Origin of the sequence: Pseudarthrobacter enclensis, from assembly GCF_001457025.1 — a bacterium.
GTDB classification, from domain to species: Bacteria; Actinomycetota; Actinomycetes; order Actinomycetales; family Micrococcaceae; genus Arthrobacter; species Arthrobacter enclensis.
In genome coordinates this window covers 227,740-247,646 of sequence record NZ_KQ758601.1, presented here as the reverse complement: position 1 = coordinate 247,646, position 19,907 = coordinate 227,740, and the positions used below count along the sequence as shown (strand labels likewise).

The following is a 19,907-nucleotide window of genomic DNA, read 5'->3' as shown; positions in this document are numbered from 1 at the left end:
CGCCCGCCCGCCCTTGTGGCCGGCATCTCAGGCGGCGCCGTACCGCGGACCTCAGTCCGCAGCCTTCCTTAATTCAGGCCTACCGGGGCCATGCTGTTTTCCTGCGCGCACCGGCCCGGGCCTGCACACCGCTGCCCAAGGAGGCAACGGCACACGCTCACCGGCTGATCCTTGGGTGCTGCCCGTCTGTGGCGGCGTGTAGCGTTGGCCGCATGCCACACGTAGAGCAATACCGGCACGGCGAACTGTGCTGGGCCGACCTGCAAACACCCGATGTCGCCGCTGCCAAGGACTTCTATGGCAGCATCTTTGGCTGGACGTACCGGGACCTGCCCACGCCGGACGGGCGTTCCTATGCCCAGGCGTTCGTAGACGGGAAGCTTGTGGCCGTCATCGCGCCGCAGAACCCGGGGCAACTGGCGGCGCGCGCCCCTGCACAGTGGAACGTCTATTTCGCGGCAGCGGATGCCGCATCAGTGGTCCAGGAGGCGCCTTTCGCCGGGGGCACAGCCGAGTTCGGTCCCGAGGAAGTGGGGGACACCGGCACCCTCGCCTTTGTGGCGCCGCCCGGCGGCGGCACCACCGGGGTCTGGCAGGCCGCAACACATCGCGGCACCGCCCTGTTCAACGAACCCGGTGCGCTGGTTTGGGCCGAACTGTCCACGCCTGAGCCGCAGGCCGCCGTCGGCTTCTTCCAGCAGCTCTTCGGGCACGAGGTGACGGAATACCCGCAGGACGACGGCGGCAGCTACAGCACGCTGATGCTGGACGGTACGGAGGTGGCCGGGGTGGTTCCTGCCGGGGAGGGCGAGGCGCCGGGCTGGCAGGCCTACTTTGGCGTCACCGCTCTTGGCGCCGCGGTGCGTGCTGCCGTGGAGGCAGGCGGCGAAGCGCTTGTGGAACCGGGTGGGGATTTCCCCCAAGCGCCTGCCACCATCCGCGACCCTTGGGGAGGGATCCTCAGCCTGGTCCAGGCCGGGACTTAAACACAGCAGGGCCCCCCGCAGCGGGGAGCCCTGCTCAATGCTCAGGCGTAGGCGTTGACCAGCTGGACAGCCCCGCCGTCGACGCCCTTGGCGCCCTGGACGTAGTCGGGGCCGGAGTTGGCCCCGGCGCCGGAATCTTCGGAAACGGTGCCCATGATCCAGGACGGCAGGCCGCGCTCGTTCAGACGGGCCACAGCGGCGTCCGCGGCGTCGGCGGACACGATGGCCACCATGCCCACGCCGAGGTTCAGGGTGCGTTCCAGGTCCGCCAACGGGACGTTTCCGAGCTCGGATACCAGCTTGAAGATGGCCGGCAGCTCCCAGGTGGAGCGGTCAACGGTGGCAACCAGGCCCTGGGGCAGGACGCGGGCCAGGTTGGCGGCCAGGCCGCCGCCGGTGACGTGGCTGAAGCCGTGGACGGCTGCGGAACCCGTGACCGGGAAGGCGCGGGCCAGGTCCAGGCAGTCGGCAGCGTAGACGCGGGTGGGCTCGAGCAGTTCCTCGCCCAGGGTGCGGCCGAGTTCGGAGACCTGCCGGTCCAGGGCCCAGCCGGCGTGGTTGATGACGCGGCGGACCAGGGAGTAGCCGTTGGAGTGCAGGCCGGAGGAGGCCATGCCGATCACGACGTCACCGGCGCGGACCCGGTCCGGCCCCAGCAAGGCGTCGGCTTCCACGACGCCGGTGGCTGCGCCGGCGACGTCGTATTCGTGCTCACCGAGCAGTCCGGGGTGCTCTGCGGTTTCGCCGCCCACCAGGGCGGTGCCGGCCACGGAGCAGGCCGAGGCGATGCCGCGGACGATGCCCGCGATGCGCTCGGGAACCACCTTGCCGCAGGCAATGTAGTCAGTCATGTACAGCGGCTCGGCGCCCACCACCACGATGTCGTCCACCACCATGCCCACCAGGTCGAACCCGATGGTGTCGTGGATGTCCATGGCCTGTGCGATGGCCACCTTGGTGCCCACGCCGTCCGTGGACGTGGCCAGCAGCGGCTTCCGGTAAGTCAGCAGTTTGGACACATCGTAGAGGCCGGCGAAGCCGCCCACCCCGCCGATGACCGAGGAGTTGTGGGTTGCCTTGACGGCGTCCTTCATGAGCTCGACGGCGCGGTCGCCTGCCTCAACGTCCACACCGGCGGAGGCGTAGGTGATGCCCGCCTTCCCGGAGTCGGAGCCGGCGGCGGAGTGTGCGGAAGTCATACGGACTCTTTCTTGTCGGTGCCTGCGGCGGCGGGCGTGCCGGGTACGAGGTCGGCGTCGGTCAACAGGTTTTCGAACTCGGAATCCGGTCCCGGATCGCAGCCGGTGGCACCCGCCTTCTCCGCGGGATCCTCATCGGGGTCCACGGCCAGGGCGGCGGTTTCACCGGGAAGCGCTGCGGGGGAGGGCTTCAGGCCGCTGGCCTGTCCGACAGAGTCAGGGCGCTCCAGCAGGTTCTTGCCCAGCTTGTCCGAGTCCGGCAGCTTGATGGGGTATTTGCCCGTGAAGCAGGCGGTGCAGAGGCGTTCGCGCGGCTGGCGGGTTGCGCCAATCATGCCGTCCTCGGAAATGTAGGCCAGCGAGTCGGCGCCGATGGCCTGGGAGATCTCATCGATGGAGGCGCCGTTGGCAATGAGCTCCGCGCGGGAGGCGAAGTCGATGCCGTAGAAGCAGGGCCACTGGACGGGCGGCGAGGAGATCTTGACGTGCACCGCGGCGGCGCCGGCCTCGCGGAGCATCCTGACGATGGCCCGCTGGGTGTTGCCGCGGACGATCGAGTCGTCCACCACTACGACGCGCTTGCCGCGGATCACCGATTCCAGGGCGTTGAGCTTGAGTCGGATGCCCAGCTGGCGCAGGGTTTGCGAGGGCTGGATGAACGTGCGGCCCACATAGGAGTTCTTGACGAACCCGTGCGCGAACGGAATGCCGGATTCCTCGGCGTAGCCGACGGCGGCGGGTGTCCCGGATTCCGGAACGGGAATGACGATGTCGGCCTCGTGGGTGTTCTCGCGGGCCAGTTGGCGGCCCATTTCCACCCGGGATTCGTAGACGGAGCGGCCGGCAATGGCGGCGTCCGGGCGGGCGAGGTAGACGTACTCGAAAACGCAGCCCGCCGGCGTCGGCTCTGCGAACTTCTTGGACCGCACGCCTTCCTCGTCGATGGCGATGAACTCGCCGGGCTCGATTTCGCGGATGAAGCTGGCGCCCACGGTGGCCAGGGCGGACTGCTCGGAGGCCACCACCCAGCCGCGTTCCAGCCGGCCCAGGACCAGCGGGCGGATGCCGTAGGTGTCGCGTGCCGCGTAGAGGGTGCCTTCGTCCATGAAGACGAAGCAGAAGCCGCCCTTGATCTTGGGCAGGAGCTCGGTGGCGGTGTCTTCGAGGGTCTTGCCCGGTTCGCCTTCCAGGAGGGCGGTGACCAGGGCAGTGTCCGAGGTATTGCCCTGCTTCATTTCGCCGGTGAGCTGTCCGCCGTTGCGCTCAGTGATCATGGCGTTGAGTTCGGCGGTGTTGGTGAGGTTGCCGTTGTGGGCCAGGGCCACGGTGCCGGTGGAGGTGGCGCCCAGGGTTGGCTGGGCGTTGGCCCAGTGGCTGGCGCCGGTGGTGGAGTACCGGCAGTGGCCCACGGCCAGGTGCCCGGTGAGGGTGTTGAGGGTTGTCTCGTCGAAGACCTGGGAGACCAGTCCCATGTCCTTGTAGACGTTGATCCGTTTGCCGTCGCTGGTGGCAATACCAGCCGACTCCTGGCCACGGTGCTGCAGTGCGTACAGCCCGTAATAGGTAAGTTTTGCTACTTCTTCTCCGGGGGCCCAGACGCCGAAGACGCCACAAGCGTCCTGGGGGCCTTTTTCGCCGGGGAGAAGATCATGGGAAAGTTTTCCATCGCCGCGTGCCACTGATCGATTATCGCACGACATGGGGTATGACTTTTTCCCGCGCCGCTTTGTGACCCTGACCCGTCACCGCGGGTTGTCGCAGCGTCCCGGGCGGGGATGGTCCGGTGACCGCCGTACTGGTCCGCGCGTTCAGTCCTGCGGGTTGGTGTCCGGCTCGGAATCGGGGACGGATTCGACGACGGCGCGCTCCTGCTTCCGCACGCTCCGGCGGTCCAGGAGCAGCGCCACGACGGCGCCGAGGACGGCTCCGGCGGCGCCGAAAGTGATCATGAGGAAGCCGAAGACGGCCCCGGGATCGAACTCCGCATCACCGGGGACTGCGTACGCCGCCACGGCTGCCGCCGCGAATCCCAGCAGGGCGCCGAGGACCAGGAACGGCACGAATTTGGGGGCCCGGCGGACGGTGACCTCGCGACGCTCAGCGGGCGGTTCGTTCAAAGACATGCCATCCAGCCTAATGCCGGGCATATGGACGACATAACGGGAAGCCCGGACGCCGGCGGCCGGCCCGGCTTGCGGGTTGCCTTCACAATCGCGGAAGGAGTGGACCCGGTCGGGATACCTGACCTGATGACTGATATATCTATTGACAGCGACTGTGGCCGCTGTCATATTCGAATAAGCGCTATGTGCACCCTGTTGTGTAATGCGCAATGGAGTCGGGTGGAAGCTGCTACGCGGAAGCCGCCTGCACGCTGCGCCATGCTCGGCTAGATTGGCACAGGGTGCCGGCTCACCGGCTTCCGTCCGGACTCCAGGAAAGGAACTTCAGAACCATGGTCCATAAAGTCCAAGCTGTCATTGCCCGGGAGAAGGATGCCCCGGTGTCGCTGGAAACCATCCTGGTTCCGGATCCGGGGCCGGGGGAGGCCCTGGTGGACATCCTGACGTGCGGTGTGTGCCACACGGACCTGCACTACAAGCAGGGTGGCATTGGTGATGACTTCCCGTACCTGCTGGGCCACGAGGCCACCGGCGTGGTCAGTGCTGTTGGCCCTGATGTCACCGAGGTGGCTCCGGGGGACCGCGTGATCCTGAACTGGCGCGCTGTGTGCGGGCAGTGCCGTGCCTGTGCCAAGGGCCAGCCGCAGTACTGCTTCAACACGCACAACGCCACGCAGAAGATGACCCTTGAGGACGGCACCGAACTGTCCCCGGCCCTGGGCATCGGAGCCTTCGCGGAGAAGACCCTGGTTGCTGCCGGGCAGTGCACCAAGGTGGATCCCGAAGCTGACGCGGCCGCCGTTGGCCTGCTGGGCTGCGGCGTGATGGCCGGCATCGGTGCCGCCATCAACACCGGTGAGGTCAAGCGTGGCGAGTCCGTGGCCGTCATCGGCTGCGGCGGCGTGGGCATCGCCGCGATCGCCGGTGCCAAACTGGCCGGCGCCACCACGATCATCGCCGTGGACATTGATGACAACAAGATCGAGATGGCCAAGTCGCTCGGCGCGACCCACGGCATCAACTCGCGGCAGCAGGACCCCGTGGAAGCCATCCAGGCCCTCACCGGGGGCAACGGAGCGGACGTGGTGATTGACGCCGTCGGCCGTCCCGAAACCTACAAGCAGGCGTTCTACGCCCGCGACCTGGCCGGCCGCGTGGTCCTGGTGGGTGTCCCCACACCGGAGATGACGCTGGAACTGCCGCTGCTGGACGTCTTTGGCCGCGGCGGGTCGCTGAAGTCCTCGTGGTACGGCGACTGCCTGCCGTCCCGAGATTTCCCGATGCTGGTGTCCCACTACAAGCAGGGCAACCTGGACCTCGACGCGTTCGTTTCCGAGCGCATCACCATCGACCAGGTGGAGGAGGCCTTCGGCAAGATGCACGAGGGCAAGGTCCTCCGGTCCGTCGTCGAACTCCCTGTGGCGGCTTCCTGATGGGCGTCACCATCGAGAACCTGGTCACCTCGGGGACGTTCTCGCTCGACGGCGGCACGTGGGATGTGGACAACAACGTCTGGATCGTGGGCAACGACGAGGAATGCGTGATCATCGATTCCCCGCACGACGCCGCCGCGATCATCAACCAGGTCAAAGGCCGGAAGGTCAAGGCCATCCTGCTGACCCACGCGCACAATGACCACATTGGCGCCGCGCGTGAGGTTTCCGAGGCGGTGGAGGCCCCCATCTACCTCAACCCCGAGGACCTGGTCCTGTGGAAGCAGGTCTACCCGGACTTTGAGCCGCACCGGCAGCACGCGGACGGCGACGTCTTCGAGGTGGGCGGGGCCGCGCTGACGGCCATCCACACGCCGGGCCACTCTCCCGGATCGACGTGTTTCTACCTGGAAAGCGAAGGAACCGTCTTCACGGGGGACACGCTGTTCAACGGCGGCCCCGGTGCCACGGGCCGGTCCTACAGCGACTACCCGACCATCCTGAAGTCCATCCGTGAACGGTTGCTCACGCTGCCGGCCGGCACGGTGGTCCGCACCGGACACGGTGACAACACCACCATCGCGGCGGAACAGGAAACCCTGGCGAAGGTCTCCGAGTAGCCACGCCGGCCAGAGTGTGCCAAAGGGGCGCGCCGGGGAAACCCGGCGCGCCCCACTGCAGATTGACGAATTCATGCCCCTAAGGAAGTTGGAACGATGAAGTTCGGTAAGCAGCCCGCCCCGGTGGCGGACATCAACGAGGACAACCTCGAAGTCCACAAGCCCAAGACCGAGGCCGCCGGCGTCAAAGCGGTCATGGTGGCACTGGAACGCGCCGTGGCGCAGGCCGGTGTGACGCGCACGGCGCAGTCGCTGCTGCGGCTGAACCAGCGCGGCGGCTTCGACTGCCCGGGCTGCGCATGGCCGGAATCGGACAAGAAGCGCAAGGCTGCCGAGTTCTGCGAAAACGGCGCCAAGGCCGTGGCGGAGGAGAACACCCTCCGCACGGTGGGCGCGGAGTTCTGGGCCAAGCACTCCATCGCGGAACTGTCGGAGAAGACCGAGTACTGGCTGGGCAACCAGGGCCGGCTTTCCGAACCGGTGGTGATCCGGGAGGGTGAGACGCACTACTCGCCGATCTCCTGGAACGACGCGTTCGAGCTGATCGGTGAGCACGTCCGGGCCAGCACCCCTGACCGGTGCGTGTTCTACACCTCCGGCCGTACCGCGAACGAGACCGCCTTCCTGTACCAGCTGTTTGCCCGCTCCATCGGGACGAACAACCTGCCGGACTGCTCCAACATGTGCCACGAGTCTTCCGGATCGGCGCTGAACCCCACCATCGGCATCGGCAAGGGCACCGTGTCCCTGGACGACATCCACGACGCAGAGCTGATCTTCGTGGTGGGGCAGAACCCGGGCACCAACCACCCGCGCATGCTCTCCGCCCTGAAGGAATGCAAGGACAAGGGCGGCAAGGTGGTGGCGGTGAACCCGCTGCCCGAGGCAGGCCTGTTCAACTTCCGCGACCCGCAGACGCTGTCCGGTGTCGTGGGCGGCGGAACCCCGCTCGCCGACGAATACCTGCAGATCAAGGTGGGCGGTGACCTGGCGCTGTTCCAGGCGCTGGGCCACCTCCTGCTGGAGGCCGAGGAGAAGAACCCGGGGACCGTCGTCGACCATTCCTTCATCGCCGCGCAGACGGACGGGTTCGACGCCTACCGCGACGCCCGCCGCACCCTTGACTGGGACGAAACTGAAACTGCCACCGGCCTGACCCGGGAACAGATCGAGAAGGTGGCCGGGATGCTCGTTGCATCCAAGGCCTCCATCTTCTGCTGGGCGCTCGGCGTGACCCAGCAGCCGCACTCCGTGGACACCATCAAGGAAATGGTCAACGTCCTGCTGCTGCAGGGCAACTTCGGCAAGCCCGGCGCCGGCGCCTGCCCCGTCCGCGGGCACTCCAACGTGCAGGGCGACCGGACCATGGGCATCTGGGAAAAACCCGGCGAAAAGCTCCTCTCCGCCATCGACGCCGAGTTCGGGATCACCTCCCCGCGGCACCATGGCTACGACGCTGTCGAGTCCATGGAGGCGTTCGAACGCGATGAGGTGGACGTGTTCGTCTCGATGGGCGGCAACTTCTCGCTGGCCTGCTCGGACACCGAAACCCTGGAAGCCGGGATGCAGCGGATCGGCCTGACCGTGCATATCTCCACCAAGCCCAACCGCTCGCACATCGTGCACGGCCGCACGTCGCTGATCCTGCCGACGCTGGGCCGGACGGACAAGGACGACAAGCACCCCAAGGGCGCGCAGTTCCTATCCGTGGAGGACTCCATGTCCGTGGTCCACTCCACCCAGGGCCGCCTGACGCCCGTCTCCGAGCACCTGCTGGCCGAGCCCGTGATCGTGGCGCGGATGGCCGAGGCCACCTTTGGCGCTGACCATCCGGTGGACTGGCGGGGCATGGCCGAGGACTACGACGTGATCCGCGACCACATCGAGCGTGTCCTGCCCGGCTTCGAGGACTTCAACGCCCGTGTCCGCACCAAGAACGGCTTTGTGCTGCCCAACCCGCCGCGCGACACCCGCTCCTTCGCCACGGACATTGGCCGGGGCCGGTTCACGGTCAGCCCGCTCGAATACCTGACACCGCCCAAGGGGCACCTGGTGCTGCAGACCATGCGCAGCCACGACCAGTACAACACCACCTTCTACGGCCTGGACGACCGGTACCGGGGCATCTCCGACGGCCGCCGCGTGATCCTGATCCACCCGGAGGACCTCGCCGAGGCAGGCTTCCAGGACCGGGAACTCGTGGACGTCGTCAGCACCTTCCAGGGAGTGGACCGCAGGGCAGACAAGTTCCGCCTGGTGGCCTACCCCACCGCGAAGGGCTGCGCCGCTGCCTACTTCCCCGAGGCCAACGCCCTGGTGCACAAGGAAAACGTGGCCCGCGTGTCCAACACCCCTGGTTTCAAGGCGATGTTCGTCCGCTTCGAACCGCACAAGGGCGAAACCGCGGCAGCCGAGGAATCGGCATCGCTGCAGGCCAGCGCCGTCTGATAACCACAACTGGTGACGCCCCCGCTTCCGTTCCGGAGGCGGGGGCCGTTGCCATGACCGGGTCATATGGGAATCCCGGAAGTACCGGAAGGCGGCGATTCGGTTGAACGCTGCTGAAGCCCGTCAGTGGACGTTGTTGGACCGGCCTACGGCGGTTGGCTGCGGCGATCAGTTCGCCCTGCGCCTCATCGTCACACGAACGATGAGGTGGCAAACAAGAGCCGCTGGTCCCAGGACGACCGCGCCCAGGACTCCATCCCCTGCACGTAGCGGAACTCCGTCCAGGGTAAGTTCTCTGGCTGCCGCAATTACGCCGGGCAGCATCACGGGCACCGCAGTCGCGACGCCTGCCGTGTAGCGCCGCGCAAGCACAGTCGCGACGAGGTGCGTCCCGACATGGGCACCTAGCCCTGCGACGGTTGCCCGGTACAGGCGAGAACTGCCCGCCATCTGCGCGCCGCGGCTGCAGCTGAATCCGACGAGCACACCCATCAGGCCAACCGCTGCCCAGGACTGACGCGAGTCCATCCGCAGCGCGTCAACCCCAGTACGGTCAGCCAGGTAGCTGCAGCTGCCAGGGAAGGTTGCGGCTTCCTCGAGGTCGTGAAACGCCCACGCGAGGAAGAGCCATGCCGGCCCGCTACGCCGCTTGCGATTTCGGAATTTAGGGGGCGCTGCCACTCGTTCATCATGACAGTAAAAGACCGGACCCAAATCCGGGCCCACTTACCACCCACAGCGGGGCTCGGGATTCGGCAGTCAGGTGTTCTTGGAACATCCATCCCACGACAGAGTCTTCTTTAGCGGGACCACAAGCTGGTCAGGTGTGGGTGTTGAGGTATTGGCTGAGGGCGTCTTCCCAGGGGGATCCGCGGTGGCGGGTGATGTCGATGGCGCCGGTCGCTGCCGGTGACGGCCAGTGGGCGTGCGGGTGGTGTGGGGGTGGCCGGTGGGGTGGTTCCCAGTCCTGGTGTTCGCTTTGGTAGTGGCGGCCGGTGGGTGAGGTCCAGCCCGGTGGTGTGGTTTTGGTGGCGGGGGTGGGTTTCCAGGCGGTGGTGTGGCGGAGCCTGTGGTGTTTCGGGCAGGGTTGTCCCAGGTTGCTGATGCCGGTGGTGCCGCCGTTGGCCCAGGCGAGGAGGTGGTCGGCGTCGTTGTCCAGGGAGTGGTTGCTGCAGCCGGGGAACGGGCACGTGCCGTCGCGCAGCCGCAGCCAGGCCCGCATGGCTTTGGTGAGCCGGTAGCTGGTCCGGCCGATTTCCAGCGGCGCCCCGTCCCGGGGGTCCACCAGCACCCGGTAGAACGAGCCCGCCCCGCCGGCCACCAGGTTCCGCGCCATCGACGGCGGGATGGGACCGTACCCGTCCAGGACCGCCGGTTCATCGGTCAGGCCCAGCAGCGAGAACACCGGGACGGTCACCAGCACCTGCGCCCGGATCCCGGGGGAAGGACGCTCTGAAGACCTGCCTCCCGGCCCGGGTGCGGGGTAGGTGGCGAGTAGGGCTGTGGTGTAGTTGTCGGCGCGGAGCTGGGCGAGGGTGCGCCGCTCGTGCGGGCCTTGCAGGGCACGGGCTTCGGAGGTGAGGCGGTCCCAGACCGCCGAGGCCTGGTCGGCCGGCAGGTACGCGGTGAGCCAGGCCATCCCGTCCCGGTCCGGCCGGTACTCCACCCGCCGCTCCGATACCCCCTTGGCGTGCCGGGCCTCATTACTCCCGGCGTGGTGGCGTTCGCGCCAGGTCCGGGCCTTGACCCGGAACCGGTGCGCCGGCAACTCCCCCACCCGGCATCCCCGCGCCGCGTCCGCGTCCTCCGGGTCCAGCATCCCGGTCAGGAAATGGGCTTCCAGCGCGGCCGTGCCCGCAGCGTCCAGGCCGGCTGCCTCGTCGGCCATCACCAGGGCGTGCTGCCAGGACAGCGCCCCGGCCTGCAGCCCCGCCAACGTGCGGGGCAACGTCGTGACCAGGGCGTGTGCGGTGGCCAGGAACGATCCCGCGGCCCGCGGCCCCAACGCCAGGACACACCCGATCTCCGCCGCGGCCGACATCTCCTGCACCTGCGCCGGCACCCCCGGCCCCGCAACCACCGCGGCACTGTCCGCATAGGCCACCGCGGCCTTCGCCTTCAACCCCGCAACCCGCGCCTCAACCGCCCGGGCACCAGCCAGGACGTCCAAACACCCGCCCGCCAGAGCAGCCAACGGATCAGCCGCAGAGAACGGCTCGCAACCGGCACCATCCACCTCCGCGTCCAGCACGGCCAGGGCAGCCCGGATCTCCTCAAACGCCCTCACCACCGCCGCTTTCCCCATAAACCCACTATGGCAAAGGGGTACGACAGTAGGAGCCGACGCCGGTTTTTCACAAGCTCAACCAGCGCGCAAAAGGGTGGTTGGGCCTGCCGGTCTCAAGCAGGCTCAACCACCCCATGGGAGGAATGAAAGATCAGCCGCGGATGCGCTCCATGCCCGGGTCCACCAGCGGCTCGGCGCTGACGGTGGCTGCCACCCGGTGGCCGAAGTATTCAATCTCCACGGCGTCGCCGATCCCCACGGAAGCGGGCAGCCAGGCGTAGGCGATCGGCTTGCCGACGGTGTAACCGTAGGCGGCGCTCGTCACGTAGCCGACGGCCGAGCCGTCCACATACACCGGTTCCTTGCCCAGCACCACGGACGTGCCGTCGTCGACCGTCAGGCAGCGCAGTGCGCGGGTGGCGGGCTGCTCCTTGCGGGCCACCAGGGCCTCCGCGCCCACGAAGCCCGTCTTGTCCTTGGCCACGGAGAAGCCGAGACCGGACTCGTAGGGGTGGTGCTCGGAGGTCATGTCCGTGCCCCACAGCCGGTAGCCCTTCTCCAGGCGCATGCTGTTGAACGCCCCGCGGCCGGCTGCCACGATGCCGTATTCCTGCCCGGCTTCGAACAGAAGGTCCCACAGCTTCAGGCCGTATTCGGCGGTGGTGTAGAGCTCCCAGCCGAGTTCACCCACGTAGGACAGCCGCCAGGCGCTTACGGGAATGCCGCCCACGGAAATTTCCTTGGTGCGGAAGTACCTCAGGCCGTCGTTGCTCAGGTCATCGCTACTGAGCTTGCCGATCACTTCGCGCGCCAGCGGGCCCCACAGGCCGATGCAGCAGGTGCTGCCGGTGATGTCGGTGACATGTGCCCACTGTGCCGGGTCGGCCTCAGACTGCTTGCGGGCCTCGACGCGCAGGTAGTCGAAGTCCACGTTGCTGTTGACGCCAAGCTGGAACTTCTCCTGCTCCAGGCGCGCCACCGTCACGTCACTGCGGATGCCGCCGTCGTGCTCCAGCAGGAGGCAGTAGGTGACGGCGCCGGGCTTCTTCGTGATGTTTCCTGTGCTGAGGCGGTGCAGCAGCGCTTCGGCGCCGGGGCCAACGACCTGGAGCCGCTTGAGCGGCGTCATGTCGTAAAGTCCGACGGCGGTACGCGTCTTCCACGCCTCGGCGGCGGAAATTGGGGAGTGGAACATGTTCGCCCACTCCTCGCGCTCGGGTGCGCGCCATTCTTCGGGCAGCTCCTCCAGGAGCGGGCGGTTGGCCTCGAACCAGTGCGGGCGTTCCCAGCCGGCGGACTCCAGGAAGAACGCCCCGAGCTCCTTCTGGCGGACGTTGAACGGGCTGACCCGCAGGTCCCGGGGCGACTTGCGCGGCTGCAGCGGGTGGAGGACGTCGTAGATCTCCACGAAGTTCTGCTGCGAGGTCTCACTGACGTAGGAGTCCGAGGTCTGCACCTTTTCGAAGCGGGTGAGTTCGGTTCCGTGCAGGTCCGTGCGGGAGCGGCCTTCCACGAGCAGCTCGGCGACAGCCTTGGCCACGCCGGAGGAGTGCGTCACCCACACCGCCTCGGCCACGAAGAAGCCGGCCAGGTCAGGGTGCTCGCCGATCAGCGGGCCACCGTCCGGCGTGAACGAGAAGATGCCGTTGAAGCCGTCCTGGATCTCTGCGTTGCGCAGGGCCGGCAGCAAGTCCCGGCTGTCTTCCCACGCGGGCACGAAATCCTCGAGGGTGAAGTCCAGTCGGGAGGGCATGCGGTGGTCGGACATCTCGTCGGCAGGCACCTGGGGCAGGGCGGACATATCCACCGGCATGGGGCGGTGGGCGTAGCTGCCGATGCCGATCCGGTCGCCCCACTCGCGGTAGTACAGGTCCTTGTCCTGGTAGCGCAGGATGGGCTTGCTGGCTCCCTTGGGCAGTTCGTTGACGCCCTCAAGTTCGGGAAGGGGGGTGCTGACCACGTACTGGTGGGCCAGCGGCAGCAGGGGAACCTCGAGACCCACCATCTTGCCGAGCTCACGGCCCCAGAAGCCTGCGCAGGACACCACGATGTCCGCGGGAACCACGCCGGTTGAGGTTTCGACGCCGGTGACCTTGCCGTTCTCCCGGGCGATGCCCGTGACGGTGGTGGAGCCGAGGTAGGTGACGCCGTGTTCCCGGGTACGTTCGATCAGGAGCTGCACGGCGCGGGCGGCCAGGGCGAGGCCGTCGGTGGGGATGAGGAGGCCGCCCAGGACCTCGCGGCCGCCGGTGAGCTTGCCGGTGTTCAGCAGCGGGTAGATCTTTTCGCATTCGTCGGCGTCGATGATCCGGCTTTCCACGCCCCAGGAGGTCATGACGCCCATCTTGCGCTTGAGGTCCGCCAGCCGCTCGGGGGTGGTGGCGAGCTCCAGGCCGCCCACCTGGTTGAAGCAGGACTGACCGTCCTTGGTCAGGGACAGCAGCTTGTTGACGGTGTAGGTGGCGAATTCCGTCATCGTCTTCGACCCGTTGTTCTGGAACACCAGGCCCGGAGCGTGGGATGTGGAACCGCCGGCAAGCTCCAGCGGGCCCTGTTCGACGACGTTGATGTCGGTCCAGCCGCGGCTGGCGAGTTCGTCGGCGAGGTTGGTGCCGACGATGCCGGCTCCGATAATGACGACACGGGGCGAAGCGGTCATGGCGTGTAGTTCTCCTGGTTGGTGCTGGGTTCCGGCGGGGGTTGCAGAGCTGCTTCGCTATGAGCAACGCGCATCACCATATGCAACACGGTGGCGCAGCTCACACCGGATGTCAAGGGGCGCGTGTTTTATTGCGGGAGTCTGCGGCACTGTGTCGGATGGCAGCAAGGAGGCCTCCGCCGCTGGGTGCGGCGAAGGCCTCCTGGCAGTACCCGGGCAGTTTGGGGATCAGTGCGAGAAATCTGACGAAATCTCGGCGAGGGTGCGCCCCTTCGTTTCGGGTGCGAGCCACTGCGAGAGGATGGCTCCGAGCAACGCGACCCCTGCGGCCACGACCATGCTTGCACCCATGCCGATGTTGCTGATGGCCCACGGCAAGGCGAAGGTGCCGAGTGCGGCTCCAACGCGGCTGAAGGCCGCGGCGAAGCCCATGCCGATGCCGCGCAGGTGGCCGGGGAACACCTCGGCCGGATAGACCTGGGTCATGGTGGTGTAGCCGGCATTGAAGAAGGAGAAGGCGAGGAACAGGGCGAGCACGAGGATCGCCGGCGCATCCGCCCAGACTCCAATGACCAGCAGGATGCCTGCGCAGAGCCACTGCCCAGGCACGGTGAGGACCCGACGGCCGAGCTTGTCAATCAGCAGCACCGTGGTGACGACGCCCGCAGCCGCCAGCGCGGACAGGCCGACTCCACCGGCCCAGCCGCCGCCGAAGCCGAACTGGTGGAGAACATCATCGGCGAAGGTCGCGATCGCGAAGTACGGCGTGACCGCGCAGAACCAAAAACCGGAGGTGAAGAGCGTGGTGCGCCAGTTCTGCCGCGAGAACAGCATTCCAAAGGAAGCACCCTTGATTTCGGTCTTGTTCTTGGCGGCCTGGGCCTCCTGGATCACCCGCAGGTTGATCTCCTCGGTGATGCTGTCCTGCATTTCCGGCGACTCGACGTACTTGCGGGTGATCGCAAGTGCTTCCTCCCGCCGTCCCTTGGTGATGAGCCAGCTCGGCGACTCGGGCAGGCCCAGACGGGCGATGAACAGCACGAAGGCGATGATCGTGCTGGTGCCAATGACGATGCGCCACGGGGTGCCGGAATCGTGCAGGGCTGTGCCGACGATGAATGCCACCATGAAGCCGACGTACCAGGCGATCAGGGTCAGCCCGAGCAGTCTTCCACGGAGCTTCGGAGGGGAGAACTCCGACAGCAATGGCCCGCCGATCGAGTACTCCCCGCCGATGGCCACGCCCATGAAGAACCGGATGATGGCCAGCTGGATCACCGCGCCATCCCCGGAGGTGACGAAGAACTGGGCCGCTGACGCCGCCAGGAACAAGCCCATGTCCACGAGGAACATCGGCTTGCGGCCGAACTTGTCAGTGGCCCAGCCGGCCAGCGGTGAGCCGACGAAAATACCAGCCAGCGGACCCGCTGCGATCAGGCCCAGGGACAATGCGTCGAGCTGGAGTTCTGACCGCATGGGGCCGGTGACGGGGCCGATGATTCCGAGGATGTAGCCGTCGAGGAACATCCCGCCGATGAAGACGCCGACAAGCCGCATCATGAAGCGGCGCTTGAATTTGGCGTCGGTCTCTTTCGGACTGGAGGTGCCGGCGGGGGCCGTCGTCCTGGTTGGATTGGTCATGGAGATTGGTTCCCTTCTGGCTTCAGCGCAAACCGCTGGCGGCGCCAGGGCGCCGTTTACTGGATGCACGGTCAGCCGCAGCCCCCAGCGGCCGGTGGACGAGGCAGCCTGGCCGGATGCCGGCCGGGCTGGCCTCCAAGGACCCGCAGGATGGGGACGGCGTCGTCCCCGGGCTCCGGCGCTCCGCGCTGCTTTGATCGATGGTGCTGCCACCGTGGATGGTCATCAACATTTCCTTTGGGTGTTTGTTGCGGCGGCAGGATGCCAGCCACTGCGGGAGCTGCCGGGGAACGAGGTTCCTCTGCCGGCGGCCACCGCAGGTCGGTTTTTCGTCGTGACTGATCGCGCCCCGGTTGCCGCGGCCCGGTGCCGCGGAGCAAAAGGTACGCGCATATGAAAGGTCTTTCGTCCCGGGATGATCAACAAGCTTCGTGTTATGCAACAAAACAGTGCTTTAGGTCACAAGGGTTGTCAAATACATTGCGGCCGCCGCAGGGCCACGACCCCAGGCCTGGCGGCGCTGAAAAAGGGCAGCGCGAATCGCACCCCCGGATTCAGGGGAGTGACCGGCCCGGAACGAGGGCGCGGGGCGCAGGGTCTTACTGGCCGGCGCCCACCCGAAGACGGGCTTCTGTTACGGCCGGCCTGTCCAAACGGTTCCGGCCGGCGTAGACGTTGAGGGTGTCCCCGCGGTTGAATCCCACCAGGGCAACGCCCGTTTCGGTGGCCAGGTCGATGGCCAGGCTTGAAGGAGCACTCACCGCCGACAGCACGGGGATGCCCGCCAGGGCGGCCTTCTGGACCAGTTCAAACGAGGCCCTGCCGGACACCTGGAGCACCGTGCCGCGCAGCGGAAGCAGCCCCTGGCGCAGCGCCCAACCCACCACCTTGTCCACGGCGTTGTGCCGGCCCACGTCCTCGCGCAGGCACAACAGTTCCGGCTCTCCAGCGTCAACGCGGAAGAGCCCGGCCGCATGGACGCCGCCCGTCTTCTCGAACACGGCCTGCGCCTCCCGCAGGCGGTCCGGGAGCCCGGCCACCACATCCACGGGGACGGTCAGCGGGTCCGCGGACGGGTCGAAGTGCTGGGTCTTCCGGACGGCCTCGATGGATTCGGTCCCGCAGATGCCGCACGAGCTTGACGTGTAGACGTGCCGCATCGTGTCCGGAGGCCGGACGTCCGGACGCAGTTGTGCGTCCACGACGTTGAAGGTCTGTTCCTCGCCGGGACCGCCGGCGCAGAAGCGCAGGGATACCAGCTCGGACTGGTCGCGGATCACGCCCTCGGAGACCAGGAAGCCCGCCACGAGGTCGAAGTCGTCTCCGGGGGTCCTCATGGTGACGGCAAAGGAGCGCCCGCCCAGCCGGATCTCCAGGGGCTCTTCGGCGGCGATCACGTCCTCCTTGAACCGCACCGGAAGTTCGGTGCCGGAACCGTCGAGGCGGAAGCGGTGGATCTTCCGGCGCTGCGTCATGCGTGCCATGGGGCACCTCCTGTGGCTCGGGCGGACTTGGGCGGAAGGGGCGCCCAGGGGAGTGGGAGGACCGGGACCTGCCCGCCGGAGTCAACGCCAGCGGGAGGTACTGCCATGATGCCTTCCGCCCAGGCCAGGCCGCGCATCATGCCCGGGCCGGTGTGCGCCACGGGGAAGGCCAGTCCGGACAGGAACCTGCACGGGATGAGCCGTGTACGCCCGGGCCCGCTTCCGCAGCCGGCGTCGGGCCCCACGTCGCTGCCGGAGACGGCGTACTGAAGGTCCGCCAGCGGCAGGCCGCCCAAGGCTGCCAACAGCGGTCCGCCGATGGTGGCCAGGGACATCATCGCGGCAAGGGGGTTGCCGGGAAGTCCGACGGCGAACCGGCCGTCGGCGAGTTCGGCCAGGACGGCGGGGTGGCCCGGGCGCATGGCGATGCCGTCGAGCAGCAGCCTGCCGCCCAGGGCCGCCACGGCGTTGCGGAAGTGGTCCGTTCCGGATTTGCCCGTTCCGCCGGTGGTGATGACCACATCGGCGCGGTTGGACCCGGTCCCCGCATCCGCCAGGGCCCCCAGCCAGGCGTCGAAGGAGTCCCCGATCCGGGTAAACTGCCCTGCGATGCCACCCAGCTGGCCGATGACGGTGCCCAGCTGCGGGCCAAAGGTATCGCGTACCTGTCCGGGGGCGGGAACCCCGGCGGTCACCACTTCGGACCCGGTGAGGACGACGGCGACCACGGGCTTCGCCTGTACCTCCAGGTGGTCGTGCCCGGCCACGGCCGCGAGGGCCAGGTGTGCGGGGTTGAGGACAGTGCCGGCCGGAACCAGCACTTCGCCGGCCAGCGCTTCGGTCCCTGCCGGGCGCACGTCCTGGCCGGGCCGCGGCGCTCCCGTCCCGCCGTCGGTCAGTTCGAGGGAAGGGTTGCCGCCGGCGTCGGTGACGATTCCACGTTCCTTGCGCACCACTGCGGTGGTGCCTTGCGGCACCAGGCCGCCGGTGGCGATCACCGCGGCCCCGCCCGGTGCCAGCGGCTGCCCGGAAGGCACCAGCTGCCACGGTCCGGCGCCGTTTACGGCCCAGCCGTCCATGGCCGATGATGCGTAGTGCGGCAGGTCCTGGAGCGCCGTTACCGGACGGCTCAGCGTGCGGCCTGCGGCCTCGTGCAGCGGGAGCCGCGCGGGCGGGAGGGGGCCGGTGCATTCGTGGGCCAGGCGCCGCGCTTCCGGCCAGCCGGGATCGTGCAGTCCCTGCCCCGCCGTCGGGGAGGGGGGAGCTGCCGTGTGCTCGTGGGTAATCAAAGGGATGCCCCTTGCTGCGTTGAAGAGAAAAGCCCGTTGCCCGTAAGCGGTGCTTCGACGAGGAATACCTCCCCAGGTTTCAGGCCATCGAAGCACCGTCTACGAGCAACGGGCTTGTGATATCTCACGGTAAGAAACAAAGATATATCAGTTAGATACTACGTCTGCCGTCCGGCTGTGTCTAGGCATTTTCCAGAACCGGTACCAGCGAACTCCGGCGCGCGGCCTCCACTGTGTGGAGCAGCAGCAGGGCAGTAGTGACGGAGCCGACGCCGCCCGGAACGGGACTGAGCGCCGCCGCAACCCCGCGGACGCTGTCCGCGTCCACGTCCCCCACCAGGGAGCCGTCGGCCAGGACGTTGGTGCCCACGTCGATGACCACCGAGGCGGGGGAGACGTGGCTGCCGTTGAGCAGCCCTGTCCTTCCCGCCGCGACCACCACAATGTCGGCTTCGGCCGTGTAGCGCTCCAGCGGTCCGGAGCGCGAATGGCACACCGTCACGGCGGCGTCGCGTTCCATCAGCAGGAGGGCCAGGGGCTTACCCACCACTGCCGAACGGCCCACCACCACGGCGCTGCGGCCGGCCACCGGGATCCTGTAGTGCTCAAGGATCTCGACGACGGACCGGGCCGTAGCCGGCGCAAAGGCCGGCTGCCCCACGGCCAGGCGGCCAAGGCTCAGCGGGTTCGCGCCGTCGATGTCCTTTTCGGGCGGGATCAGGCCCACCAGGGCGTCAGTGCGGACGCCGGCCGGAAGCGGCGTCTGCAGGATGATGCCGTGCACCGACGGTTCTGCGCCCAGGTCGCGCAGGACGCTGGCCAGGACCTGCTCCGTTGCATCGTGCCCGAGGTCGATGATCCGGCAGCCAATGCCGGCCGCCTCCGCGGCACGTTCGATGGAACGGACGTACCAGTGGGTGGAGCCGTCGTCGGTGGCGATGACCACGGCCAGGGCGGGGTGGATGCCGCCCTGCTCGAGGTCGCGGGCCTGTTCGCGGGCCCGGCGCCGGATCTCCCCGGCCAGTTCCTTTCCGGAGAGCGACTGGGTGCTCATTGGAGGATCCTTTCCCGTACCCGCGCCACGAGGGCGTCCGCAGCCGCCACCACTTTTTCCTCGATGCCGTCGGTCTGCTCCTTGAGCAGTGACCGCACCGCCTGGTCCTTGATGGCCACGACGTTGATGTCGATGTTGACCCGTGCGGTGGTGGCAGCGGCACGTGCCGCATCTGCCGCTGCCGCGACGTCGCTGATCACGTTCGGATTGGCGACGTCGGCAAGGCCGTCTGCGAGGTCCACCACCGCGCCGGCCAGCTTGACCAGCTGGGCAGGGGTCTGTGCCGCCTGGACCAAAGCTGCCTGGATGGCTGACGTTTTGGCGGCCTTGAGCTCCCCGGTGTCGGAGGGAAGCCGGTAGGCGTCGATGACGGCCTGGAAGACCTGTTCATCGGAGTCGGCCAGCCGCAGTGCCTCCGAGGAAAGCTCATCGGCCACCTTCGTGGTCCGCTCCACCAGGGCTTCGTGCTCTGCATACTTGGGGCCGGTGGTATAGCGCGCCACCATGGCCACCAGGGCTGCACCCTGGGCGGCGTGGAGTGCGGCCGCCGCCCCGCCTCCCGGCGTGGGTTGCCGGGAGGCGAGCCGTGCGAGGTAGCTGCCGATGGTTTCGGTACCAATCGAGTCCGTGGCGGCCGAACCGGCGCCTGCCGGCGCCGCGCTGTTCGCTTGCTGTTCCGCCATG

The 19,907-nt window shown here is 67.8% G+C and carries 15 protein-coding genes; 4 read left to right on the top strand and 11 right to left on the bottom strand.

Translation table 11 applies throughout. The features are described from left to right. The first annotated feature begins 212 nt into the window (after positions 1-212). Positions 213-986: a VOC family protein gene (locus tag AS031_RS09215; RefSeq protein ID WP_058267841.1), complete on the top strand. Its 774-nt coding sequence runs from the start codon at positions 213-215 to the stop codon at positions 984-986. Between the two features lie 41 nt (positions 987-1,027). Here AS031_RS09215 and purM read toward each other — a convergent pair whose 3' ends face one another. The 3 genes from purM to AS031_RS09200 all read right to left on the bottom strand — a co-directional run bounded on the left by purM (position 1,028) and on the right by AS031_RS09200 (position 4,308). Next, the gene (purM, locus tag AS031_RS09210) at positions 1,028-2,185 is read right to left on the bottom strand and encodes a phosphoribosylformylglycinamidine cyclo-ligase (protein ID WP_058267840.1); all 1,158 of its coding nucleotides are present in this window, start codon (positions 2,183-2,185) and stop codon (positions 1,028-1,030) included. Further along, positions 2,182-3,864 carry an amidophosphoribosyltransferase gene (gene purF / locus AS031_RS09205; protein WP_058267839.1) on the bottom strand — a complete coding sequence of 561 codons (1,683 nt, stop codon included), beginning with the start codon at positions 3,862-3,864 and terminating at the stop codon, positions 2,182-2,184. Before purF ends, purM begins: the two co-directional genes overlap by 4 nt. A gap of 129 nt (positions 3,865-3,993) precedes the next feature. Continuing rightward, positions 3,994-4,308, bottom strand: coding sequence for a hypothetical protein (locus AS031_RS09200; RefSeq protein WP_058267838.1), 315 nt, complete (start codon positions 4,306-4,308; stop codon positions 3,994-3,996). Positions 4,309-4,640: 332 nt separating this feature from the next. On the opposite strand from AS031_RS09200, the gene AS031_RS09195 reads away from it, so the two are divergent. From AS031_RS09195 to AS031_RS09185, 3 genes are all read left to right on the top strand, one after another. Beyond that, on the top strand, positions 4,641-5,741 hold the full coding sequence (locus AS031_RS09195) for an S-(hydroxymethyl)mycothiol dehydrogenase (protein WP_058267837.1): 1,101 nt from the start codon (positions 4,641-4,643) through the stop codon (positions 5,739-5,741). Further along, positions 5,741-6,361 carry an MBL fold metallo-hydrolase gene (locus AS031_RS09190; protein WP_058267836.1) on the top strand — a complete coding sequence of 207 codons (621 nt, stop codon included), beginning with the start codon at positions 5,741-5,743 and terminating at the stop codon, positions 6,359-6,361. Before AS031_RS09195 ends, AS031_RS09190 begins: the two co-directional genes overlap by 1 nt. A gap of 96 nt (positions 6,362-6,457) precedes the next feature. Further along, positions 6,458-8,809 carry an FdhF/YdeP family oxidoreductase gene (locus tag AS031_RS09185; RefSeq protein WP_058267835.1) on the top strand — a complete coding sequence of 784 codons (2,352 nt, stop codon included), beginning with the start codon at positions 6,458-6,460 and terminating at the stop codon, positions 8,807-8,809. A 168-nt stretch (positions 8,810-8,977) separates the two neighbouring features. Here the strand turns inward: AS031_RS09185 and AS031_RS20300 are convergent, their stop codons facing one another. The 8 genes from AS031_RS20300 to AS031_RS09145 form a co-directional block, all read right to left on the bottom strand. Next, positions 8,978-9,490 (bottom strand): HXXEE domain-containing protein, encoded by a 513-nt coding sequence (locus AS031_RS20300; protein ID WP_058267834.1) that lies wholly within the window; start codon positions 9,488-9,490, stop codon positions 8,978-8,980. A gap of 139 nt (positions 9,491-9,629) precedes the next feature. Further along, a complete protein-coding gene (locus tag AS031_RS09175) occupies positions 9,630-11,114 on the bottom strand; it encodes an HNH endonuclease signature motif containing protein (RefSeq protein WP_058267833.1) in 1,485 nt (494 codons plus the stop codon). A 133-nt stretch (positions 11,115-11,247) separates the two neighbouring features. Further along, positions 11,248-13,755 carry a GcvT family protein gene (locus tag AS031_RS09170; protein ID WP_058267832.1) on the bottom strand — a complete coding sequence of 836 codons (2,508 nt, stop codon included), beginning with the start codon at positions 13,753-13,755 and terminating at the stop codon, positions 11,248-11,250. 228 nt (positions 13,756-13,983) lie between these two features. Next, positions 13,984-15,396: an MFS transporter gene (locus tag AS031_RS09165; RefSeq protein ID WP_058267831.1), complete on the bottom strand. Its 1,413-nt coding sequence runs from the start codon at positions 15,394-15,396 to the stop codon at positions 13,984-13,986. Between the two features lie 599 nt (positions 15,397-15,995). After that, complete coding sequence (gene fdhD / locus AS031_RS09160; protein WP_058267830.1) at positions 15,996-16,880, bottom strand: formate dehydrogenase accessory sulfurtransferase FdhD; 885 nt, start codon at positions 16,878-16,880, stop codon at positions 15,996-15,998. Beyond that, entirely contained in the window at positions 16,868-18,169 is a 1,302-nt protein-coding gene (locus AS031_RS09155; protein WP_058267829.1) for a molybdopterin molybdotransferase MoeA, read from the bottom strand. Before AS031_RS09155 ends, fdhD begins: the two co-directional genes overlap by 13 nt. Positions 18,170-18,350: 181 nt before the next feature. After that, entirely contained in the window at positions 18,351-19,223 is an 873-nt protein-coding gene (locus AS031_RS09150; protein ID WP_058267828.1) for a bifunctional 5,10-methylenetetrahydrofolate dehydrogenase/5,10-methenyltetrahydrofolate cyclohydrolase, read from the bottom strand. Continuing rightward, positions 19,220-19,906, bottom strand: a complete 687-nt coding sequence (locus AS031_RS09145) for a cyclodeaminase/cyclohydrolase family protein (protein ID WP_082641981.1) — start codon at positions 19,904-19,906, stop codon at positions 19,220-19,222. The genes AS031_RS09150 and AS031_RS09145 overlap by 4 nt, the downstream gene beginning before the upstream one ends. Position 19,907 lies beyond the last annotated feature (1 nt).